This window comes from Coprobacter sp. (genome assembly GCF_982436375.1).
Genome location: NZ_CEWDCG010000030.1, coordinates 1 through 20,323, shown reverse-complemented (window position 1 = coordinate 20,323; position 20,323 = coordinate 1). Strand labels below are relative to the sequence as shown.

The following is a 20,323-nucleotide window of genomic DNA, read 5'->3' as shown; positions in this document are numbered from 1 at the left end:
CTATCATCTTCATATGCCATCTTGATTTTTAGGGACATTTACTGAATATCCCTATGCAGTCTTTGATAAATAAAAATATTCCGTTTGTATTTATCAAAGACTATCAAATTAGCAATTAATGAGTAGCCCTATACCACTCCGTATCGTTTTTTGACACGGTAAGGGAATGTTTACTCGGATCTGATGTCGTTATTCCAGAGAAAGTATAAATCGGAACTCTACCTTTGGTCACAGAATAAAAATAGTCCGTATGCACTTTATATGGCACAGCCCGAGACAACTGCTGCTCAAACCGTTCCAACAAAACGGGATCTTTACATAACTTTTCTACATAATCACCGTAATCGTAAAATATAATCGGAGTATAGCCATCCATTCGTTGCAAAGCATTTTCGAAAGATTCATCGAAAATATATTCCGTATTAATTTTTTTCATAATCGTCGCAAGATCTTCCAGTTCGGCACAAACCGTTACCGCCAACGTTCCATAAGGCATGCTATAAGCCGAATAAAAGTCGTAAAAGCCATCACAGACAGCCTGAAAATCAGAATCATCTAATAAATATTCACCAATCACGGCATAAGGCATCCCGTATGCCATTATCTCACTGGCAGAAGCAATCAAATAATCGGTAACATTTCTCAACTCATAAGCAACCTCGATCGAAGACATATAGCAATCGTCGAACAAAATATACTCCATTTTTATGCCTGCATCCGCAATACCTTTAGCAAGGGTACTTATATCTGTCTGATATTCGCTTGTCAAACCTCCGAAATAACGGGTCAGCGGTTTTCCCTCATAGTCCCAATGCATTTTTACAGAAGATACAGACATCGTCTTCATTCGATCTACCGGAAGCCACCCCATACCATGACACCCGATCGTCATGGCATATATAGATGCCGGAGCAAATGTCTTCATATCATTCAATATAGAGGTAATGCCTTCTGCCGTCGTAAATGACGGATTCGTATAACTCTTCAACGTTTTGCGTTCGCATTTACCATTTTTATAAACAATTTCGAACATAGAAGCCTCGGTGCTGCTGGAAGACATAAACACGACAACTTTTTCATCTTTTAATCCCCGCTTTTTGATGCACTCTTCCATATCCGAAATATTCGTATAAAAATTCGTCGTCAGATTAGAAGACCACGGCAAATACATAAATAGTGTTTTCCGACTTGTCGTCACTATATCAGGCTCATCTTTCTCACAGGAAAAGAGAAAAAAAGACAAAACAACCCAACAAAGAATCTTTATCTCACCGTATCGCATATTCATGTATTACTTTTCAGAATTTCAAATATAAGCATTACAAAGGAAATTGATTATAACATAGAATTAAAAAATAAGGATACCGCATAAATACGTAGTATCCTTATCTTATGCATTAAAAATTCACTTCCGTTAATCGTCCATAGGCTCAGTATCCACCCGGAAAGCCCGAATACGTAAAGATGTCGTACGTAAAGCATAACCACCGTTACCTAATTCATAAGCGTAAGTTTCCCACCCAGAACTTCCTCCACCACCACTCTCCTCATAAGTTCCATTCGGCTTTATTTTTGTAGCACGAGCCCGCTTAGGATTCTGTCCATCTGTTCCATTCTCTCTTTCCCCCGCTGAAGCGCTCCAATAATAATTGTCCTGAAACTCTCCAAAAACAGTATAATACTGTGTTAAAGCATCTTCCATTTGACGAATCCCGGGCAAGAACCATTTGCTTTCATTCTCTTGTTCATAATAATTCGTTGTAAAAATACCCCATGTACCATAATCAGCCGATATAGAACCATCGGCATTGCGTTTATTTCTATTGTAACAATATTGAAATGCCGATTTCGGAGTATCCTGCAAAGTCATTCTGCCTTGAGCTAACAAATATACAACAAAAGGCGTATATGGATACCCACTATTAAAAACTTGCCCCGGTTCTTCATAACCACTCAACAAATTATAACGTTCCTTATATAATCTCGGAATAGTATAATCATCAAGATTCGAGTTTTTATCCACCCAAGGCAATCCGGTATAAACTTGATCGGTAGAATATTCATCCAACGGGTCATAATGATCCAAGTATTCTTCATATTGCTCCATATATAAAGTTCCACCGTCACGCATATTTACCGGCAATAAATGTACTTGTTCCAACTCTACCGTATGGCGTTTTATTTCCTTTCCGTTCTCCTTATAAATTAAAGTAACTGTCGCACGTCGATTTTCTGTTGTCGACAGATTCTCATCAATATAGAAATAAATTCTATCCCGAGAATTATCGACCGTAACTCTCTTACCCGTCTCATTATTCAACGTTCTTGTAACCAATCCTTTTGTAAAGAACGCCCGTTTACCGTTACCGGCTGTCCACTCCGTTCCGACAGCCAAATGAGTTCCCGTATTAGATCCCTCATCATAAGCAGTAAAACCCGATTCCGTTACAGTCCCCTTCTCCATATCGGAAGCCTTGATTTTCTCCATCCGAATCCAGTCGGGAACAGTTACCGGAGTCTCACTATTATCCGGCACTTCTCCCAGAATCACCTCCATAGTCGGATTTTTTGTAGCTTTATCGGCAAACATATAAACATCCATCGGCGTTACACAAAAATGGGCATCATGATTACGTTCACGCAACATCGCAATATAAAATTCATTGTCATCCTTCTCGATATTCACCCGGGCGTCAAGGGTATATTCTCCTGTCCCTATATTTTGAGAAGTCAATCCCTTAATCGTAATATTATTTTTATATTGATGATTACGTTTTACCTGAAAATTATCAGTGTGATTCGCTCCCAAATAAAGTGTATAGCGTACCTCATAAGTTGCTCCGTTATAGGTAGTATAAAAACCATGCAATTCTATTGCCGCAGCATTTTTATTAGCGAGATAAGGCTTATAACGTTGTTTCTGATAATCCTTAATACTATCGGGATAAAGCCCTTTTTCTCCTGCCAAAGAAGGATCTGTCCATTTCTCTCCCTCATCTACTTTCCATTCTGCATTCTGCATATTCTCATACATATAGAAAGTAAAAGCAATTTGTCCGTTCTTATTAAAAATCGTACGTTGCATCGATGTCGTTATGCTCTTTGTCCAACTATCTTCCCAATCGACTCCTGTTTCGGTATTTACTGCGGGAGTAGAAAAAGGTACTTTCGTAGAAAGATTTTTTGCCGTCCATTCTACAAGAGTAAGAGCAGGTAAATTATTCTCTTCTACCTCACTATCGAGCTGGATATTGACATCTATACGTGCCATCAAAGCTGTCAGATCGATACGTCGCTCATCATCCGTCGAAGTCTCCGTTTTGGTAAGATCGATCACTTTAGATCCTACCATCGGCATTCCTCCGGAAGGTAAACCGAGCGAAACATTTTCCGGAGCATAAACAAGATTTTTCAAATCCGACAGATTCGTAATGCCATCAGGCCGTCCGTCTCCATTCCTGTCTCTTCCGAAAATAACAGGATCTACGTTCGCAATGGCATACACAGTGGCTTTACTGGCAAGGTTCTTATTCGCAAATGCCTGATTATCTATCTTAAGAAGGCTCACTCCTTGCCCGGGTGCATAATATCCTCCATCATCGGGTGCATCCCGATATCCGGTAAGATAACCGCCCTTCAGATATTCACCATCAGAGCCGAAAAAGAATATATAAAGCTGATTTATTTTTTTCTCATTCTCATCCTTTATATCGCTTGCACGAGTCGTCACCTTCAGCAAATCCATCGGATTACCGGAGAAACTAAGAGTAGTTATATTTCCCGTCGAAACAGTGGACTGATCGAATAATTCTTCTTCCCTACAAGCTGAAAAAACTATTATAAGGAACAGAAAAGCTATACTTAAAATTTTATTGATCTTTACCTTTATCATCTTTTCCTCGTCTTTACGAATTGTTACTCGAATACTACATCATCATTCGTTTCATCGCCATCATCAGCTTCTCCATCTTCCCACTGCCCTTGATTGTCGACGATAAACTCCAATATGAAAGCATCTCCTACAAAATTGAGTTGAGCCGTATATTTAATACCGGGACGAGGAGTAAATGTGCCGGGACGCTGTGTCTCGTAAAAAGTCGTTCTCCCGTTGAAAGTATAATCGATCCGGACTTTTACATCTTCTCCGAAACTAGTTCCCGTCCCCGATATCAACAACAAATGCTCTCCTCCCAATAAACCGGAAGAGGTCACGGTTTCATTCTTCTCCACATCGGGAGGCGGCAATGGCAAGTCTTCGTCAAATATCGTATAAGTTCCTACATAACGATCGTTTTCCGGAAATGTATAAGACACCACATCTTTTGTCAAGTCTATCTTTACCGTTTTATAGAATGATCCGCTCAAAGTAACGGAATGCACGGTCAAATCGAATTCACTGAAATTATTCACCTCGAAACCAAGTCCTGTCAGCAAATGACTGAAATTGAAACGTAAATTACCATCAGATTTTCTACTATTATACAAGACGGCAAGCATTGCATCAGGAGTCTTGGAATGGGAAAGCGGATGGGTCAGCGCAGAACCGCTTTGTGGCATAGTAAATGTCAATTTAGGAGCTCCTACCGCAGTCTCAGTTAAAGGTTGATCGACCGTAAACGCTCCTTCATAAGGATAATAAGCTATAAATGAATAACGGTATTGATCTGCTCCCGTAATAGCTCCAACCGGATTATTATTCGTATCATAACCGTCGCGATACCAAAATTTCGGATTATTATCCGTACCGCCATCTCTGTCATAAGTGCATCCGTTAACTCCCACGACCACTTTTTGTTTAAAGAATACATCCGGCGGACATTGGTTTCGTTTTAATGACCAAACACTGGAAGCGGAAAGATAATTCGGCTCGTCAGTTCCTACGGTATATGGGACACAATATCCCAATACACCGAATGTTTCACCCGGAGTAAGAGCATTTTTCAATGTACTGCGGGAAACGGTTTCTACTGATAAAGAGGGAGTGTCGAACAAAATATGATCGGACATTTCCGGAACAGAACCGACAAGGTTCTCCTCCCTGCAAGCAACGCAAGTAACCAAAAACACACCTCCATATAACAGATGTCTCAAGTTTATCATATCAGACTATCCTTTTATTTTATCACTCGACAATTATAATACCACCCGTAGCTTCACCCCATGCATTTACAGTAGGCGTATCGAACAAGATCCGGTCTTCATCCGAAATGGTAAACGTATAACGATAATGCTTACCGGCTTCCCACGTCATCAAAGGCAAAGAAACCAATTGAACTGCGGTAGTTTTCGGCTCTCGATCCGAAGCAGAAGAGTAGGTCACTTCAAAATAATATTCAATAGAAAGATCCTGTGGAAACAATAAAGCATCTATAAGGGTTACACCGTTTGCACTTACCGAAGTTTCTTCTCCTAATATGGCAAAGGGGTCTGCCTCGGTAGTACGGTCACTCTCATCAGTAGAAATAGTCCATCCGGCAGATATAGCTTCTTTATCGATCAAGTCGGCTGCAGAAGCTGAAAAATCGGCCGTCTTATGCATACCGTAAAGCTTAGCCGAATGAATTATCGGATTAAAACCTTCGATACCGTCCGTTGCCGTACTACGTTTCCCGACAAATTCCACACGCGCTAATAAATGACCGAACGTGAATGCTACTTTCTCAGCATTACTGCCGGGAATATTCGTGGCAGAAGCTACCATAAGATCATATCCTTTAGAAGCATCGAAAGCGGTAACAGAAATATCTCCGTTTTCATTATAATGAGCAGCAGTCGCTGCATTTGCCATTAGATCGGTTACCGACGGATATAAAGCGTAAAATGAATATGTTTTGTCCGCTTTCCAATAGCGTAATCCCTCATAGGTCCAAACAGAACCGTTCGGTGTCGATACTGTAGTAGCATTAAAAACTTCATTGGCAGCATCTTCCGGTACATACCACCCCCACACAGAGAAAGAACTGCCCGGAGTAAAACTCTCTATCGCAACCCGAGTCAATGCCGGAGTACGGAAATCAATCGCCATGCCATCGACTCCATCTTCTTCCGCATCATGTACGAGAATGTTTGTACATGATGTCAACAGTAATGCAACCGTTGCCATCGGGAAACAAAAAAACTTTTTCATTATTCTTCCGATTCTCCCCATATATACCAGCTTATTTCTTAGATAAAACACCTCTGGAGTGTTGTTTTGAGTGACTATAAGGGGACATTCAACCCCTTATAGCCTATATACCTTATAACTAAAAATATATTTTAATTGAGGTCAAGATCAGGATTGATAAATTCATCCCACTCTTCTACTGTCGTTACATCAAACAATATAGGTTTCAATGTATCATCCACTTTATCCGGATTGATCGTAACCGTATAATTATATGCTAACCCGGCATCCCACTTATTTGATTCAGCAATAGTCATAGTTCCCGTAAAAGATCCTTCTTTATTATAACCACCGCCATCAGTTACTGTTACTTTGAAAGAAACAGCAATAGAATTCGTGTTTCCTTGAGGAATCACATATTTTACTTCTGACTCTGCCTGACCTTCAGCTGTCGCATAATCGTCGATATCGGCAAAAGAATATTCTCCTGTATTTTCTCCTGACCACGTACCGACAATTTTATCTACCATCGTACCGGTTGCTGTCTGAATAGCTTGAGAAATCTTCAATTCCGAAACTTTCATCGTATAGGTTTCGGCAGCATCGGTTTTGAACGTAAATTTAACTTTAGAAAGCATGTGCTTAAAAGAAAGTTGCACCTTTGAAGGATCTCCCAAACCATCCCATGATGCATCGTCTGAAGTAGCAGCAATCAAGTCATTTGCTCCGGCAGAATAATCTGAAAACGTCAAAGTCTTAGATGTAGGATTATATGATATACCTGTAGTCAACTGAGATGTTCCGTCGGCATAAGCACCGAAATTATAAGTTTTATCTACTTGCCAATAAGCGGTCTCATCAGGAGTCCAAACAGCACCGCTACCCACAGAAGCACCCGAAACCTTTACATTGTTGAACACATCAACCCATAACGATCCATTTTGATAATCACCATACACCCAAAACTGCTTGAAATCGGCATTCGTCACATCTGCTCTTGTGGTCTTGTTTACAAAAGCATTCGAAAAATTGATTGCACGAGACTGAGGTATATCTACCACTTCATTGTTCGTACAACCGGTTAAGGCTATAACAGCCGCTCCAAGAATCCATAAACTTTTTTTCATAACTTCTACAATTAAAAATTAAATAAATTACTTATTGTTTTTTTATATCTTTTAGTTTAACGGAAGTTCTACATCGATATATTCTCCCCAACCATCCACTGTCACGTCAAAACTACCGCTTCCTTCTGTTCCTTCTTCATCCGATATTTCAATATCTTTCACGACAATAACGCCACCGCGAGGCTGCCCTGTAACCTGATCTGTCACATCAAACTCAAAAGTCTTGAATTTTCCGTTCAACATTCGTACCTCCAAGTTCAAGGCATAGTGCTTTCCCTGCCTACCCGTAACATAATGATCTCCCGGATAATCCGGCACTCCGAACGAATAAACAAGAGCTTCTGCACCGAAATCTTCTACCATGCAATCGAACATCACCGTTACGGCATCCGCACCCGTATGTCCGTCTTCGAGGTAAACGCTTTCTGCCATACCCGCCAATGCACCTCGTGCCAATGCCACATATTGCGCACCCTTTTTAAATTCGTAACGTATCAGATAGGTATAAGTCAACGGACGCATAATAACAGGTAACTCTATCGACTCTAACGTACGTTCTGCAAAATGCTCCTTCACATAAGCACCGTAAAGCATATCCGGCGGACTCACCGTACGTTCTCCGGCATGCAGCTCTTTAAAACCTCCACGCGTACGAGTACGGGTAGTAGCCGAAGCAGAAGCCGAAGTGGTAAGATCATTGAAAAGAATATATTCGGTATCATTATTATAAAACAGCAATGAATAGACACCCTCTTTCATAGGCAAACGGCCGCCATCGGCCGGCAAATTATTTTCGGAGAAACCGCCACCGTCAGAATAGACAAGAGCCCGGATGCCCTCAGCAATATCCGGACACAACTCGTCATATTCACGTCCCCACAAAACGTTCCAATTTTGTTCCCAATCAAAATCATAAGTACGTTCCCACTCCTGTTCCCAATCGGCGGCAACTACTGTTTTTACTGAAGCACTATGTAACTCATGATCATAACATAAATCTTTCCGGCATCCGAAAATCAATAGAGGCAATATCAAAAACAATCCGTACCTTATCATCGCAGAAAGACAGTATTTCATCTTCTACCTCCTTTCCTGTCCATCCAACAACCGATATTCCAGACAAAGGCTAATTTTAATTTCAATGGCCCGAAATAATTGGTACGAATCGACTGTTGATACACATAATGTTCGTCAATAGGTAAATAATCTTCAGAATCTGCATGCAGGAAACCCGCACCGATACCGGCTTCTAAAGCAAAATATTTTCCGATAGGGAACATATATCCGTAACTGATACCGGCATACTCGCCTTCACCTTTATAACCTCGATTTCCGTTCTCCAGATCATACCAGCCTCCACCGATGAACAGTCCGAAATAATGTCCTTTGCGAGCACCTTCGGATTTGAACCAATACCGTACTTCGGGACTAATCTGTGCCAACTGGTAATATTTATGTTTCACATCTTTATGCCACCACGCCATAGTACCTTCCAAGTTGACCGACCAATGTTTGTTGAAACGGTATTCCAATTCTAACGAAGGCATAAGCAATACATCATAAAGGAGATTGGTTTTGATAGACAAAGGAATGTTACGATGAGAATATTTCGACTCACGGTTCATTATAGAAACCGACTCTACTTCCGGTATTCCTTCAAGTTCTTTTTTGAAAATCGTGTCGAACTCTATAACCGTTTCAAAAGGGATCGTATCTAATTGTGTCGATATTTTCCTAGAATATACCGTATCAGATTTTTCTTCCACTTCCGGAATAGGATTCTGTGCTACAGAAGGGATCTTCAAATACTCAACATCCATTAACGCCACAATATCCCTCATTCCTTTATAGGGTACGGCTTTATTAGATGTACGATAATAAGCCTCTTTCATTCCCAAATGGGTAATAAAATAAGATTTTACCTGATTACTGCGATTTTTAGCCGCCGCCATATTTTCCTTTTCGGTAGGATAAGATTGGCAAAACCCCTGAATGCGAATAACCGCATCACCGCTAACAATCGCTTTACGATGCATCCTGAGCAATTTCATAGCTTGAGAAATTGCTTTTTCATTACCATTATAAGGAGAATAAAACATCAATCGCTTAGGCACAAAGCGAAATAGAATAGCCGTATCCGAACAAAAAGGCTCATTATTTCCTTTCTCCCGATTCTGCCCCTGGCTTACCTGTACAATAATGAACAACGAAATTAATATACAAACGATATTCTTTACACGCATTTTTAGTATGTTGAATATATCTAAAAACTTTCAATACTATTTCGTCAACTAAAAATCATCCATGTATTAAATTGTAAAACAACAACTTAATATAATAATTATAAAAAAACAGAACAAAAAAATGTTCGTTTGATTATACAAAAGAGTTTTAGCTTAAATCAAAAAATATGTTTATATATATAATCTTATAAACGTTTGAAAGACAAATTGTTCTATATTTATTATAAAGTATGAGAAAAAAGCATTACTTTTGTCCAATCAAACGAACATTTAATTAGACAAAACCATATAGTAAATAAGTGTTGTTATGTTACTTTATAAAAAAGGGAATAGGGGACTTAAAAGGTGATGTATAAGACTATTTCAGACATTCTTTGAAATAGTCTTTTTTAGTTAAATATATATAGGATAAATTTTTCACGGTACAATAACTTATACATAATTTTCACTTAAATAGACTCCAAGCTAAACATTCAAAGGACTCTATTTTATGCACACTCTCTTTTCAGTTTTATAGCCTTTCTAAATTTTGTACGGGTCAGATTGGGAAGTCTCTTTCAAGAATGTCTTTTATACGTAGCCAATATCGGACTAAAAAACATCGATATCCAAGTTCCTAAATTAATGTCAATGTATATTTCAACCACGCATAAATTTGATATCCCCAAGCATAATGGGCATTGCTATTCGGGTGATAATGGGAGGTATCATAAGCCGGTGTCCTTAATCCGGAGCTCGAAATTTCATAAGGTACTGACTCTGCCGACGGCTGAACATAATAATTAGGAATATAAAAAATCTTTTCGGCAGGATTTTCCAACTGTTGCAAAACAGGATTCCAAGACCAGCATTTATAATGCAGATTATTTTTAAGTAAAGTCATGGCATTGGAAGAAAAATCATAATCCGGATAATATTTCGAAAAAGCCGTACCGAACGCATCGGTCAGTGACAATCCGACAATCATATCGGGAAACTCTTCTTTAATACGGGAAACCAAAGAAGCGATCTGGTCTTTATATTCCTGATTGTAAAGGTCATTTAATCCTAACTGAATAATGACATGTGTGGGAGTACTCACATACGCATCGGTTACAGATTCTGCCGACAAAGGTTCTCCGTCATCGGTATGTGTTCTGAAACGTTTCAAATAGGCTGCTAATGAGAATTTATTCTCCCCCGGCCGATCTTCGTCATAAAAAGGATTTTCGGCCTTTTCTACAACACGAGAATAGAGATAATCCGAAAGTCTCCAACCGCCCCGGCATTCGCCATATCCGGTACAAGTCACAATCCCCTCGTCCGTAAGGACGTTAAAAGTATTTTTATTTGTCGTACCGATGGTTATAAAATCCGACACCGTCGGCATAGTACCATCGAAATATTTATCTTGCATAAAAAACTGCCGGGCAATCGACCAAGAAACCGACGCTCTCCCTTCGGGGCAATTCCACTGTCCTCCATATCCGGCACCCACACTATCTCCTATCGGAAGCAAGCGTATTTGCCGACCTTTACCTACCGTTGATTTTGTCGAAACCCGAGTAATCGTAACCGGAACATCGCATTTATTTATTCCGACCGAAACATCAGTCTCCTGGACATCCGAATTTTGAACAGATTGATCGCTCCCGAACGGCAACTGATCGTTACCGGTAGCCTGAAAAAAAAGCGGAGCTCGTTTCTTCAGGTAAAACATGTGATCGAGATACAGTACGGGCAGATCGGGATAAGGCTCTTCGCCCTCATGATAAACCGCATATATTTTCTGGGGATACACAGGAGTATAAATCTCCTCCTCTTTGTCACAAGAAAACAACAAAAGCGACAATAATAGCGATATGAAAACCTTATACTTCATTTATTATAACAAATATAAACCATGTTCTCTTAACGACTGCCAAAGCGGAGTAGTGATAAACTGATCAAAACTTCCGAAATGACAGGCTTTGAATTCAATCTCCAAATCTTTCAAAGTTACCGTTTTCTCATTTTTATCCGATAACCGGATTAACAAATTTTCCAGCCACTCTCCCCAATCGGCTTTTAACTGAAAACGGGCATCTCCATCATGAAAATGAAACAAGAACTCGGCAGTACGGATATTTTTCCCTTTTTTATTCCGTTCATAATAACGCACTTCCGGTAGTAGCGCTAACAAACAATACACTTTCTTATGTCCATCACGCTGCACACAATCTTGTTCATCAACAAGAAAACGAGCGACATAAGTTGGTGGAATTTGTGTCTTAGGAACCGGATCATCAAACCATTTATGCAAAGGCAGCTCAAAACCTGCTCCACGCATATAATTATAGAGAGATTTCCGCAATCCCTCTCCGAAAATATCATGATCAGCTCCGGCAGTATCTTCAAAATCAACATCATTTCGTGCAAACCCTCCGAACGGTTTTTCGGTAATTCGCACCGTATATTTCTCGGGATGGCATCCTACCGGACTATGAGCTGTCAAGGCAAACCGATGCCAAAAAGCAGATTGCATCAGTCCGTTCAAAAAAAGTTGCCGTACGACTTCTAACGAATCGATCGTTTCCTGAGCTGTTTCAGAAGGGAACCCATACATCAAATAAGCATGCACCATAATTCCGGCAGCAGTAAAATGATCGGTCACTCGAGAAACCTGCTCCAAAGAGACACCTTTATTGATCAATTTCAACAAACGGTCAGAAGCAACCTCCAAACCTCCTGAGACAGCTATGCACCCGGACTGCTTCAACAAACGGCAGAGATCTCGTGTATAACTCTTTTCAAACCGTACGTTCGTCCACCACACGACAGACATACGACGTTTCAATATTTCCAACGCCAGCTCTTTCAACAGCATAGGAGGTGCTGCCTCATCTACAAAATGAAAGCCTCTTTCTCCTGTAAGACGTATCATCTCCTCCATTCGATCGGCAATTTCGACTGCCGTCAAAGGCTCGTATCGACCTATATAATCAAGAGACCCATCGCAAAAGGCACATTTCCCCCAGTAACAGCCATGTGCCAAAATCAATTTGTTCCATCGTCCATTGCTCCACAAAGCATGCATCGGATTGGTGACCTCGATAACCGAAAGATATTTATCCAACGGCAGTCCTGCATAATCGGGAACACCCCTTTCCCGCATCGGAACATCCGGAATTTCAGGATTGTTCAAATAACGAACTTCTCCGTCCCGACATAAATAAGTGCGGACATAACTCGCTTCATTCCCGACCAATAGCTGACGTAAAGGCGTTTCACCGTCATCCAACGTAATAAAATCGACATATTCAAATACCCGAACATCGGACAATTGCCGTAATTCGGTAGAGGCAAATCCTCCACCCATCTCCACCCGAATATCAGGATAATTATCTTTTATAAATTTACCGCAACGTAATGCACTATACAGATTTCCCGGAAAAGGAACGGACAGCATCACCCAATCCGGATTGCAACTTTCTATTTTTTCCCGCAAAACAGAAAACATCAACCGATCTATATAAGTAAGGGATTTATGCAATTCCTTATACAACTCGTCAAAAGATGAAGCCGAACGGCCCAGTCTCTCGGCATAGCGGCTAAATCCGAAATGGGGGTCGATAACTCCCGTGATAAAGTCAGCAATATCTTCGAGATAAAGCGTTACAAGATGCTTAGCCTTATCTTGTAAACCCATCGTACCGAATGCCCACTCCATATCTTCTTCCTCAGGTTTTCGATTACCTGCGGGAAGAAAAAATCCTTCGCAAATCGTATGAGCCAAAGTTTGCTCTCTTCCTTGTAAATAAGCTATTGCCCTATCTACTGTCAGAACATATTCTTCCCGGAGGACAAATGTTCTACGAAATTCCGGAGTAATATGCGATGAATAATATAATTCTGCCTCACGAAACATCCGACGAAGCCCGTCTTTTGAAAAAATCCGCAAGATTACTTCCAAACCAAGATCCATCTGATCGGACTTTATTCCTAATGTATTAAGATACCCTTTCAAACAAGCGGTTGCCGGATAAGGTGTATTTAACTGCGTAAAAGGCGGTGTAATCAATAATACAGTATGATCGGGCATAATATTTCGTTTAACAATGAAACAAAAGTATCAAATTCCTGCCATATTCCCAATTATTATCCGTCCCGATAAACGATAAGTTTTCCGCTATATCGGGAATTACAAGATATTCCACCAATTAAAGGAGGTATAAAACCATAAGTCGAACCGAATAAACAAATGTCATACTTTTTTTCATTTATCATCTAAATATATCTATATTTGTATAAGAACCTGTCCAAATATTGTCCGGGTCAGATTTAAGAGTTTCTTTCGAAGATATTTTTCTGTTTTTACGAGGACGATAGCGAGTTATCTAACGAGTGAAAAAGAGAAAACAGACCGGAAGAAAACGCCCAAATGACCTGATGATATTTTTTTATTTATTGGAAAATTTAGATAGGCTCTAAAACAGGCGTATTAAAATAGACAATTATGAACAAACAGTCTAATATAGAATCCGATATGCTCCCTTTTACCATGAGAGAATTAGTCTCTATGGTAATGCAGAGAAAAACATTAGCACTGGAAGATGCTTTATACTATATATATTCTTCTGACCTTTACAGTTCCCTATTGGATGAAGGTAAAAAAATGTGGTATTTAAGTACTTTATCCCTCTATGAAACATTGGAGAAAGAGAAAACGGAAAAAAGGGAACAGCAAGAAAACGACCCGAAAAGATTGCTTTTCGAAATATTTTGCATAGAGAACTATCGGGAAATAAAAAATATATCTGCAAAAGAGACTTTACAACTATTTTCAGAATATGACGTGTTCGGATTCTTAAACGAAACATTCGAAACATTGCACACGCAAAGCACAACATATATTTTAAACTCCATATCAACGTACATCAGAAATAAAGGACAAAAGAGATGAAGCTATATCACGGTTCAACAGTAGCGGTAAAACATCCGAATTTTCAAAAAGGCAGAAAGGCTACCGACTTTGGAAAAGGATTTTACACAACGACAAATTTCGAGCAAGCAAAAAAATGGGCTTTACTCAAACAAAAACGGGAACAAGCCCCTAAAGCTATCGTATCGGTCTATGAAGTCCCCGATGATATTCTGAATCGAGGATTTACCGTGCTTCATTTCGAGGGAGCGACAAAAGAATGGTTGGATTTTGTTGTGAATAACCGCAAAGGGAATGATGAAAAAAAATATAATTTGATAATGGGCCCGGTAGCTAACGATCAATTATATGCAACAATCAGGCTCTATGAGCAAAGAATAATTACTGCCAATGCTGCCATAGAAATGCTAAAAACACATAAACTATTCAATCAACTTTCATTTCACGACCCGGACGCTACTTCTCTGTTGAAATTCACAGAAGCAATAGAAGTAACCGAATAACCCGATCAAAAAAACGACACTCCTTAATCAGATCTAATCCGGAGACTTTCTGCATCGTTCCAACCCATTTATTCGATGTGATCCCCAAATCTCCTGACATACACCACCTATTCTTTCAACAATCGACTTTTCCCGTACCGGTAAAAAAATTAACGAATAACATTCAACCATTCATCGGAACAGTTTGTTTAATTAAAAGCTTGTTTAAATTTTGATCGGATCGGTTTTGTGATCGCTTTTTGTTTTTATAAGAATAACCGCGAACAGACCGAAAGAAAATAGAAAGAATGCTCTAATTGAATCTCTATCGGGAAATTTAAACCGGCTCTTAGGCAACGATAAACAGTAAAAGTCATGAAAATATTTTCTGCGATTCTAATTTCAGGAGTCTTTCTTACGACAGCATGCACTCAAAAGGAAAACACCGTGATATACAAAGGAAATACTTACACGGTATATGACAACCGGGTAGAACAAGGTAAATTCAGAGCGGTTGCCATTTCAAAAGACGAAATACGATCTGATTATGAAAGCCCTGCGGACAAAGGTTATTCTCCTACCATACATTTCAAATTCAGTATCAATAGCCGTGATAACGAACTCCCGGCAGGCGAAGAACATATCATCACTTTAAAACCCCAGAACGATACATGTGTTTCTCCGGTAATTCTGTTCGGCGAAAGATACACGGCTATCGATACGAATGCCGAGTCTATTCCGTTGCCTCATCGCACGGTATGGACAGTCAGAGTCGATATGTCTCCCATGTTCGAAGCTTTCAAAAAACAGGGATTTTACAAAACTCCGACAGGAGACATCATTTCGGAATCCGATTTCAAAGGAGTATATATCGCCGGTGGCAGTGAACCGATGACATGGGACTTTGAAAACCTGTATAGTCGGGAGGGCATGGAACTTTCTGATCCGGACAAAAACGGTATATATGAGATTTCCCTTACGATGAACACCAAAGAACCACGCAAAGAAAACTATTCTGTATGGAGCTTATCTGCCGACATCGACGCATTTCCTCAATATGGTTCACAGCAACTCCTGATAGATGCCTTATACCGCATGTCTTTGAACGAACTATTAGACAATATTCGTCCAGACGGAACTCTCCGTGCCGGTGCAGCATGGGATGGAGTGTGGACTCGCGACATCAGTTACTCCATTTATCTGGCACTCGCCTATATTTATCCGGATGCTGCGCAAAAAAGTCTTGTCGCAAAAGTCAACAATAATCGGATCATTCAAGATACGGGAACAGGGGGTGCATGGCCTGTATCGAGCGACCGGATGATCTGGAGCGTAGCGGCATGGGAACTTTATAAATACACCGGAGATAAAGAGTGGCTGCAATATGCTTTTGAAGTAATCCGCAACTCGGCTCAAGATGATCAATTTACATTAAAAGACCCTACGACGGGATTATTCAGGGGAGAGCAAAGTTATCTCGATTGGAGAGAACAATCTTATCCTCGTTGGATGCAGCCGGCAGATATTTATCAGTCGCTTTGTCTGGGAACAAATGCCGTACATTGTCGAACATACGGCATTTTGGCTGAAATGGCCGCCGAATTGGGAAAAGATGCATCAATATTCCAACAGCAGGCCGATTCTCTGAAAACAGCGGTAAACCGTCATTTATGGATAGAGACGAAAGAATATTACGGACAATATTTATACGGAGGTATCTATCCCATACTGTCACCGGGCATCGATAATCTCGGCGAATCGCTAAGTATTTTGTTCGATATAGCCTCCAACGAACAAGCACGCCGCATGATAGCCCGCATACCGGTCGCTGAATATGGTGCAACGAGCATTTACCCGCAAATAGGCGAAATAAAGCCGTATCATAATAATGCGGTGTGGCCGTTCGTACAAGCGTTTTGGAATCTGGCTTCAGCTAAAGCAGAAAACGAAGCTTCGGTAACTCGAGGTTTGGGCGCATTATATCGTGCAGCAGCTTTATTTACCACGAATAAAGAATTATTCGTCGCATCGACAGGTGATTACAGCGGTACGGCAGTAAATTCGGATAAAATGTTATGGAGTCTGTCAGGTAATATCGCCATGATATACCGACTGTTTTACGGAATGAAATTCGAGACGGACGGAATACGTTTTACTCCTTTTGTTTCCCAAAGTATTGCAGGCAATAAAAGGATATCGAACTTCAACTACCGGAAAGCCGTGCTTCAAATAGACCTTTCGGGTACGGGAAACCGCATAAAAAAATTTACGATCGACAACGAGGAACAGGCAGAGGCTTTTTTCCCTGCAACACTGACAGGAATGCACACGATCAAAATAGAGTTGGAAACGGATTTCCGGACACGGGACAGCATCACGGTGCGTCCTATAACCGACATGCCCGAACCCAGTCGACTGGGTTATCAAAAAGACAACAATACCCTCGAAATATTAAACTATAGCCCCGACAACCGATATATAGTTTATCTTAACGGTAAAGGCGAGCGCATTATCATGCAGCGTTATTACGGTCTTCCGGTGTTGGATCGTTTCACCCGGGTCGCTGCCGTCCCGGTAAACTGGAGCGGAGTTGCAGGTTTTACCGGCAAACCTTTTACGTGGTTACCTCCACACAGCGAAATACGGATAGAAGCAGAGTCGGTAATTCCCAAATCACCAATAAAAGGATCGGAATATTCGGGTAAGGGATTCATCGAAATCAGCAAGACGAAAAATCGGAAAATAGATTTAATGATTCCGATAAACATTCCGGGGCAATATGCAATAGACGTACGATACGCAAATGGAAACGGACCTATCAACACACAAAACAAATGTGCAATACGCTCGCTTTTTGCAAACGGACAATTTAAAGGAGCATTGGTAATGCCTCAACGGGGAGAAAACGAATGGGCGAACTGGGGATATTCTAACCCGGTAATCGTTAACCTGAATCGAGGCGGGAATAAAATTTCGATTCGGTTTATCTCTCCACAAGATGAAAACATGAACGGAGAGATAAACAGCGCATTGATCGATTTCATTCGATTAAGACGCATCGGAGACATAAATAAAACTCCGGAAGCACGTCCGATCTGGTTACCTAAGGAATAAAAACACTGATTAAAATTACGATATGAGAAAATTAATTTCCTTTTGTTTATCCTTTTTCTGCATAGCCGGGTTGCAGGCTGCAATCAATATTAAACGTATAGATCCGGCTTTCTGGTGGTGCGGTATGAAAAACAAAGAATTGCAAATCATGGTATACGGCGATAAAATCGGTGACGCGAAAGCATCTCTCAAATATCAGGGTGTCACCTTAGAAAAAACCGTACGCCTCGACAGTCCCAATTACCTGTTTTTATATCTGAATATATCGGATAATGCAAAACCGGGTAAGATGACCATCCGATTCGATCGGGGAAAAGAACACACATCCCGCACTTTCGAATTACTACAACGGAACGGACCCGACCGGGACTATACGGGATTCGGTGCATCGGACGTACTGTATTTGATCATGCCCGACCGATTTGCCGATGGAGACCCGAAAACAAATGTAATACCGTCCATGCGGTTTCCTGCTCCTGTAAATCGCAATGATCCCAATGCCCGTCATGGAGGCGACCTGCAAGGTATAGAGCAACATCTGGATTATATACAAAATCTGGGAGTGACAGCTATCTGGCTGAATCCGGTACTGGAGAACGACATGCCGGGAGGATCTTATCACGGATACGCTACGACGGATTACTACAAAGTAGATCCGCGCTTCGGGACGAATGAATATTACAAAGAGCTGATTGAAAAATGTCACGAACGAAATATGAAAGTGGTAATGGACATGATCTTCAACCACTGCGGGAGTGAACATATATGGTTTCTCGACCGTCCTTCGAAAGATTGGTTCAACTTTCCGGACGGATATGTACAGACTTCTTATCGGTTGACGCCTCATTTCGATCCTTACGTTTCGACTTACGATAAAAATATTATGGATATGGGATGGTTCGTGGAGTCGATGCCCGACCTGAACCAACATAATCCGCACTTGATGAAATACCTTACGCAAAACAGCATCTGGTGGATCGAATACTCCGGTATCGACGGCATAAGAATGGATACTCATCCGTATGTATTTTTCGATTCGATGGCGGAATGGTGCAAAGAGATTCAGAATGAATATCCCAATTTCAACATCGTCGGAGAATGCTGGTACAATACAGAAGCGGGATCGGCTTACTGGCAGGAAAACAGCATATTGGACCAAATCCGAAATTCGCATCTGAAAACGGTTATGGACTTCCCGCTTCAGGGAATCGTACAGGAGGCTTTTATGTCCCAAACCGACAGTTGGACCGGATTGAACAAAATATACGACCGTCTGGCTCTGGATTTTATGTATAGCGATCCTATGGCTGTACTTACATTCCTCGATAATCATGACACCGACCGATTTTTATCGGAAGAACCCGATAATCTGGGTTTCTTCAAACAAGCCATCGCATTTTTACTGACGACACGGGGCATCCCGCAAATTTATTATGGAACGGAAATACTGATGCACGGAAACAAAAAGGAAAGCGACGGACTGGTACGGCTCGACTTTCCGGGTGGCTTTCCGGAAGACAAAGTGAATGATTTTATCGCTGCCGACCGGACTCCCTTACAAAACGAAGCTTTCGATTTCATTCAAAAAATCTTGAAATGGCGCAAAGGTAATGAAGTGATCAGTAAAGGCAATATGACACATTTCATGCCGACAAACGGCATTTACCTCTACCAAAGAAAATTTAAAGATAAACGCATCATCGTTATTATGAACGGTAACGATACTGCAAAAAGCATCGATATGAATCGCTATAAAGAGATACTGAAACCGGGTGAGGGAGGTATAGATATAATCAGCGGAGAACCTTTTATATGCTCCCCTCGAATGGACTTTACTCCAAGAGCTTTATATATTATAGATATGACTCCATAGTGTGTTGCTATTCGATATGAATACCTCAAACATCTCTGTGTCTCCTCTCAAAAGGGAAATTAAATACCAAATGCTGCTCTTAGGAAAGGATAAAAAGCTGTGAAACGTGTTACGACCTTGCTCAATATTTACTTTGAATCATTCCGGAGACTTCAAACCTAACGTAAGACTATCCAGAACAATTGTATATTTCATATTTTCAAGATCTTGCAACGTATAATTCATACTATTAATATATTTTATATTTATTTCTTCACAATCTTTTACCATATTTAAATCATAATCTTTTCCTGATAAATCTTTATATATATACATATATATCTTCGGTATAAAAATCTAATTCCACTGTACATAGAGTAGTCCCACTTGGTTCTATCTTATGCATTTGGGATGTAAAACAACGACTCGGATTAGGAGAATTATCATATATATGAGTAACATCTCCAATACAACTAAATAAAATCGTTGTATCTATATC

At 40.4% G+C, this 20,323-nt stretch carries 14 protein-coding genes; 4 read left to right on the top strand and 10 right to left on the bottom strand.

Features of this window, described 5'->3' with window-relative positions; genetic code table 11:
• Positions 1-115: 115 nt before the first annotated feature.
• The 9 genes from AC1WHX_RS03215 to AC1WHX_RS03175 form a co-directional block, all read right to left on the bottom strand.
• The gene (locus tag AC1WHX_RS03215; RefSeq protein ID WP_302544784.1) at positions 116-1,288 is read right to left on the bottom strand and encodes a clostripain-related cysteine peptidase; all 1,173 of its coding nucleotides are present in this window, start codon (positions 1,286-1,288) and stop codon (positions 116-118) included.
• A 126-nt stretch (positions 1,289-1,414) separates the two neighbouring features.
• Complete coding sequence (locus AC1WHX_RS03210; RefSeq protein ID WP_122338453.1) at positions 1,415-3,892, bottom strand: DUF4906 domain-containing protein; 2,478 nt, start codon at positions 3,890-3,892, stop codon at positions 1,415-1,417.
• Between the two features lie 23 nt (positions 3,893-3,915).
• Positions 3,916-5,100, bottom strand: coding sequence for a fimbrillin family protein (locus AC1WHX_RS03205; RefSeq protein WP_122338454.1), 1,185 nt, complete (start codon positions 5,098-5,100; stop codon positions 3,916-3,918).
• A 22-nt stretch (positions 5,101-5,122) separates the two neighbouring features.
• Positions 5,123-6,127 carry a fimbrillin family protein gene (locus AC1WHX_RS03200; RefSeq protein WP_302544785.1) on the bottom strand — a complete coding sequence of 335 codons (1,005 nt, stop codon included), beginning with the start codon at positions 6,125-6,127 and terminating at the stop codon, positions 5,123-5,125.
• Between the two features lie 131 nt (positions 6,128-6,258).
• The gene (locus tag AC1WHX_RS03195) at positions 6,259-7,233 is read right to left on the bottom strand and encodes a fimbrillin family protein (RefSeq protein ID WP_122338456.1); all 975 of its coding nucleotides are present in this window, start codon (positions 7,231-7,233) and stop codon (positions 6,259-6,261) included.
• 51 nt (positions 7,234-7,284) lie between these two features.
• On the bottom strand, positions 7,285-8,310 hold the full coding sequence (locus tag AC1WHX_RS03190) for a DUF5119 domain-containing protein (RefSeq protein ID WP_481228850.1): 1,026 nt from the start codon (positions 8,308-8,310) through the stop codon (positions 7,285-7,287).
• Complete coding sequence (locus AC1WHX_RS03185) at positions 8,307-9,476, bottom strand: DUF3575 domain-containing protein (RefSeq protein ID WP_122338457.1); 1,170 nt, start codon at positions 9,474-9,476, stop codon at positions 8,307-8,309. The genes AC1WHX_RS03190 and AC1WHX_RS03185 overlap by 4 nt, the downstream gene beginning before the upstream one ends.
• A 616-nt stretch (positions 9,477-10,092) precedes the next feature.
• A complete protein-coding gene (locus AC1WHX_RS03180; RefSeq protein WP_302544786.1) occupies positions 10,093-11,337 on the bottom strand; it encodes an SGNH/GDSL hydrolase family protein in 1,245 nt (414 codons plus the stop codon).
• Between the two features lie 3 nt (positions 11,338-11,340).
• Entirely contained in the window at positions 11,341-13,536 is a 2,196-nt protein-coding gene (locus AC1WHX_RS03175; protein ID WP_122338155.1) for a B12-binding domain-containing radical SAM protein, read from the bottom strand.
• A gap of 414 nt (positions 13,537-13,950) precedes the next feature.
• On the opposite strand from AC1WHX_RS03175, the gene AC1WHX_RS03170 reads away from it, so the two are divergent.
• The 4 genes from AC1WHX_RS03170 (at position 13,951) to AC1WHX_RS03155 (ending at position 19,845) form a co-directional block, all read left to right on the top strand.
• Positions 13,951-14,397, top strand: a complete 447-nt coding sequence (locus AC1WHX_RS03170; protein ID WP_122338154.1) for a DUF3791 domain-containing protein — start codon at positions 13,951-13,953, stop codon at positions 14,395-14,397.
• Positions 14,394-14,879 carry a DUF3990 domain-containing protein gene (locus tag AC1WHX_RS03165; RefSeq protein WP_122338153.1) on the top strand — a complete coding sequence of 162 codons (486 nt, stop codon included), beginning with the start codon at positions 14,394-14,396 and terminating at the stop codon, positions 14,877-14,879. The genes AC1WHX_RS03170 and AC1WHX_RS03165 overlap by 4 nt, the downstream gene beginning before the upstream one ends.
• A 354-nt stretch (positions 14,880-15,233) precedes the next feature.
• On the top strand, positions 15,234-17,972 hold the full coding sequence (locus tag AC1WHX_RS03160; RefSeq protein ID WP_122338152.1) for an alpha-L-rhamnosidase-related protein: 2,739 nt from the start codon (positions 15,234-15,236) through the stop codon (positions 17,970-17,972).
• Between the two features lie 22 nt (positions 17,973-17,994).
• Positions 17,995-19,845 (top strand): glycoside hydrolase family 13 protein, encoded by a 1,851-nt coding sequence (locus AC1WHX_RS03155; protein ID WP_270214056.1) that lies wholly within the window; start codon positions 17,995-17,997, stop codon positions 19,843-19,845.
• Between the two features lie 138 nt (positions 19,846-19,983).
• Here AC1WHX_RS03155 and AC1WHX_RS03150 read toward each other — a convergent pair whose 3' ends face one another.
• Entirely contained in the window at positions 19,984-20,160 is a 177-nt protein-coding gene (locus AC1WHX_RS03150) for a hypothetical protein (protein WP_302544789.1), read from the bottom strand.
• Between the last annotated feature and the right edge of the window lie 163 nt (positions 20,161-20,323).

Coding starts and splice junctions, on each gene's coding strand:
- AC1WHX_RS03165 (WP_122338153.1), top strand. CDS start 14,394: ATGAAGCTATATCACGGTTCAACAGTAGCGGTAAAACATCCGAATTTT.
- AC1WHX_RS03150 (WP_302544789.1), bottom strand. CDS start 20,160: ATGTATATATATAAAGATTTATCAGGAAAAGATTATGATTTAAATATG.
- AC1WHX_RS03205 (WP_122338454.1), bottom strand. CDS start 5,100: ATGATAAACTTGAGACATCTGTTATATGGAGGTGTGTTTTTGGTTACT.
- AC1WHX_RS03155 (WP_270214056.1), top strand. CDS start 17,995: ATGAGAAAATTAATTTCCTTTTGTTTATCCTTTTTCTGCATAGCCGGG.
- AC1WHX_RS03190 (WP_481228850.1), bottom strand. CDS start 8,310: ATGAAATACTGTCTTTCTGCGATGATAAGGTACGGATTGTTTTTGATA.
- AC1WHX_RS03200 (WP_302544785.1), bottom strand. CDS start 6,127: ATGAAAAAGTTTTTTTGTTTCCCGATGGCAACGGTTGCATTACTGTTG.
- AC1WHX_RS03160 (WP_122338152.1), top strand. CDS start 15,234: ATGAAAATATTTTCTGCGATTCTAATTTCAGGAGTCTTTCTTACGACA.
- AC1WHX_RS03195 (WP_122338456.1), bottom strand. CDS start 7,233: ATGAAAAAAAGTTTATGGATTCTTGGAGCGGCTGTTATAGCCTTAACC.
- AC1WHX_RS03175 (WP_122338155.1), bottom strand. CDS start 13,536: ATGCCCGATCATACTGTATTATTGATTACACCGCCTTTTACGCAGTTA.
- AC1WHX_RS03180 (WP_302544786.1), bottom strand. CDS start 11,337: ATGAAGTATAAGGTTTTCATATCGCTATTATTGTCGCTTTTGTTGTTT.
- AC1WHX_RS03215 (WP_302544784.1), bottom strand. CDS start 1,288: ATGAATATGCGATACGGTGAGATAAAGATTCTTTGTTGGGTTGTTTTG.
- AC1WHX_RS03185 (WP_122338457.1), bottom strand. CDS start 9,476: ATGCGTGTAAAGAATATCGTTTGTATATTAATTTCGTTGTTCATTATT.
- AC1WHX_RS03170 (WP_122338154.1), top strand. CDS start 13,951: ATGAACAAACAGTCTAATATAGAATCCGATATGCTCCCTTTTACCATG.
- AC1WHX_RS03210 (WP_122338453.1), bottom strand. CDS start 3,892: ATGATAAAGGTAAAGATCAATAAAATTTTAAGTATAGCTTTTCTGTTC.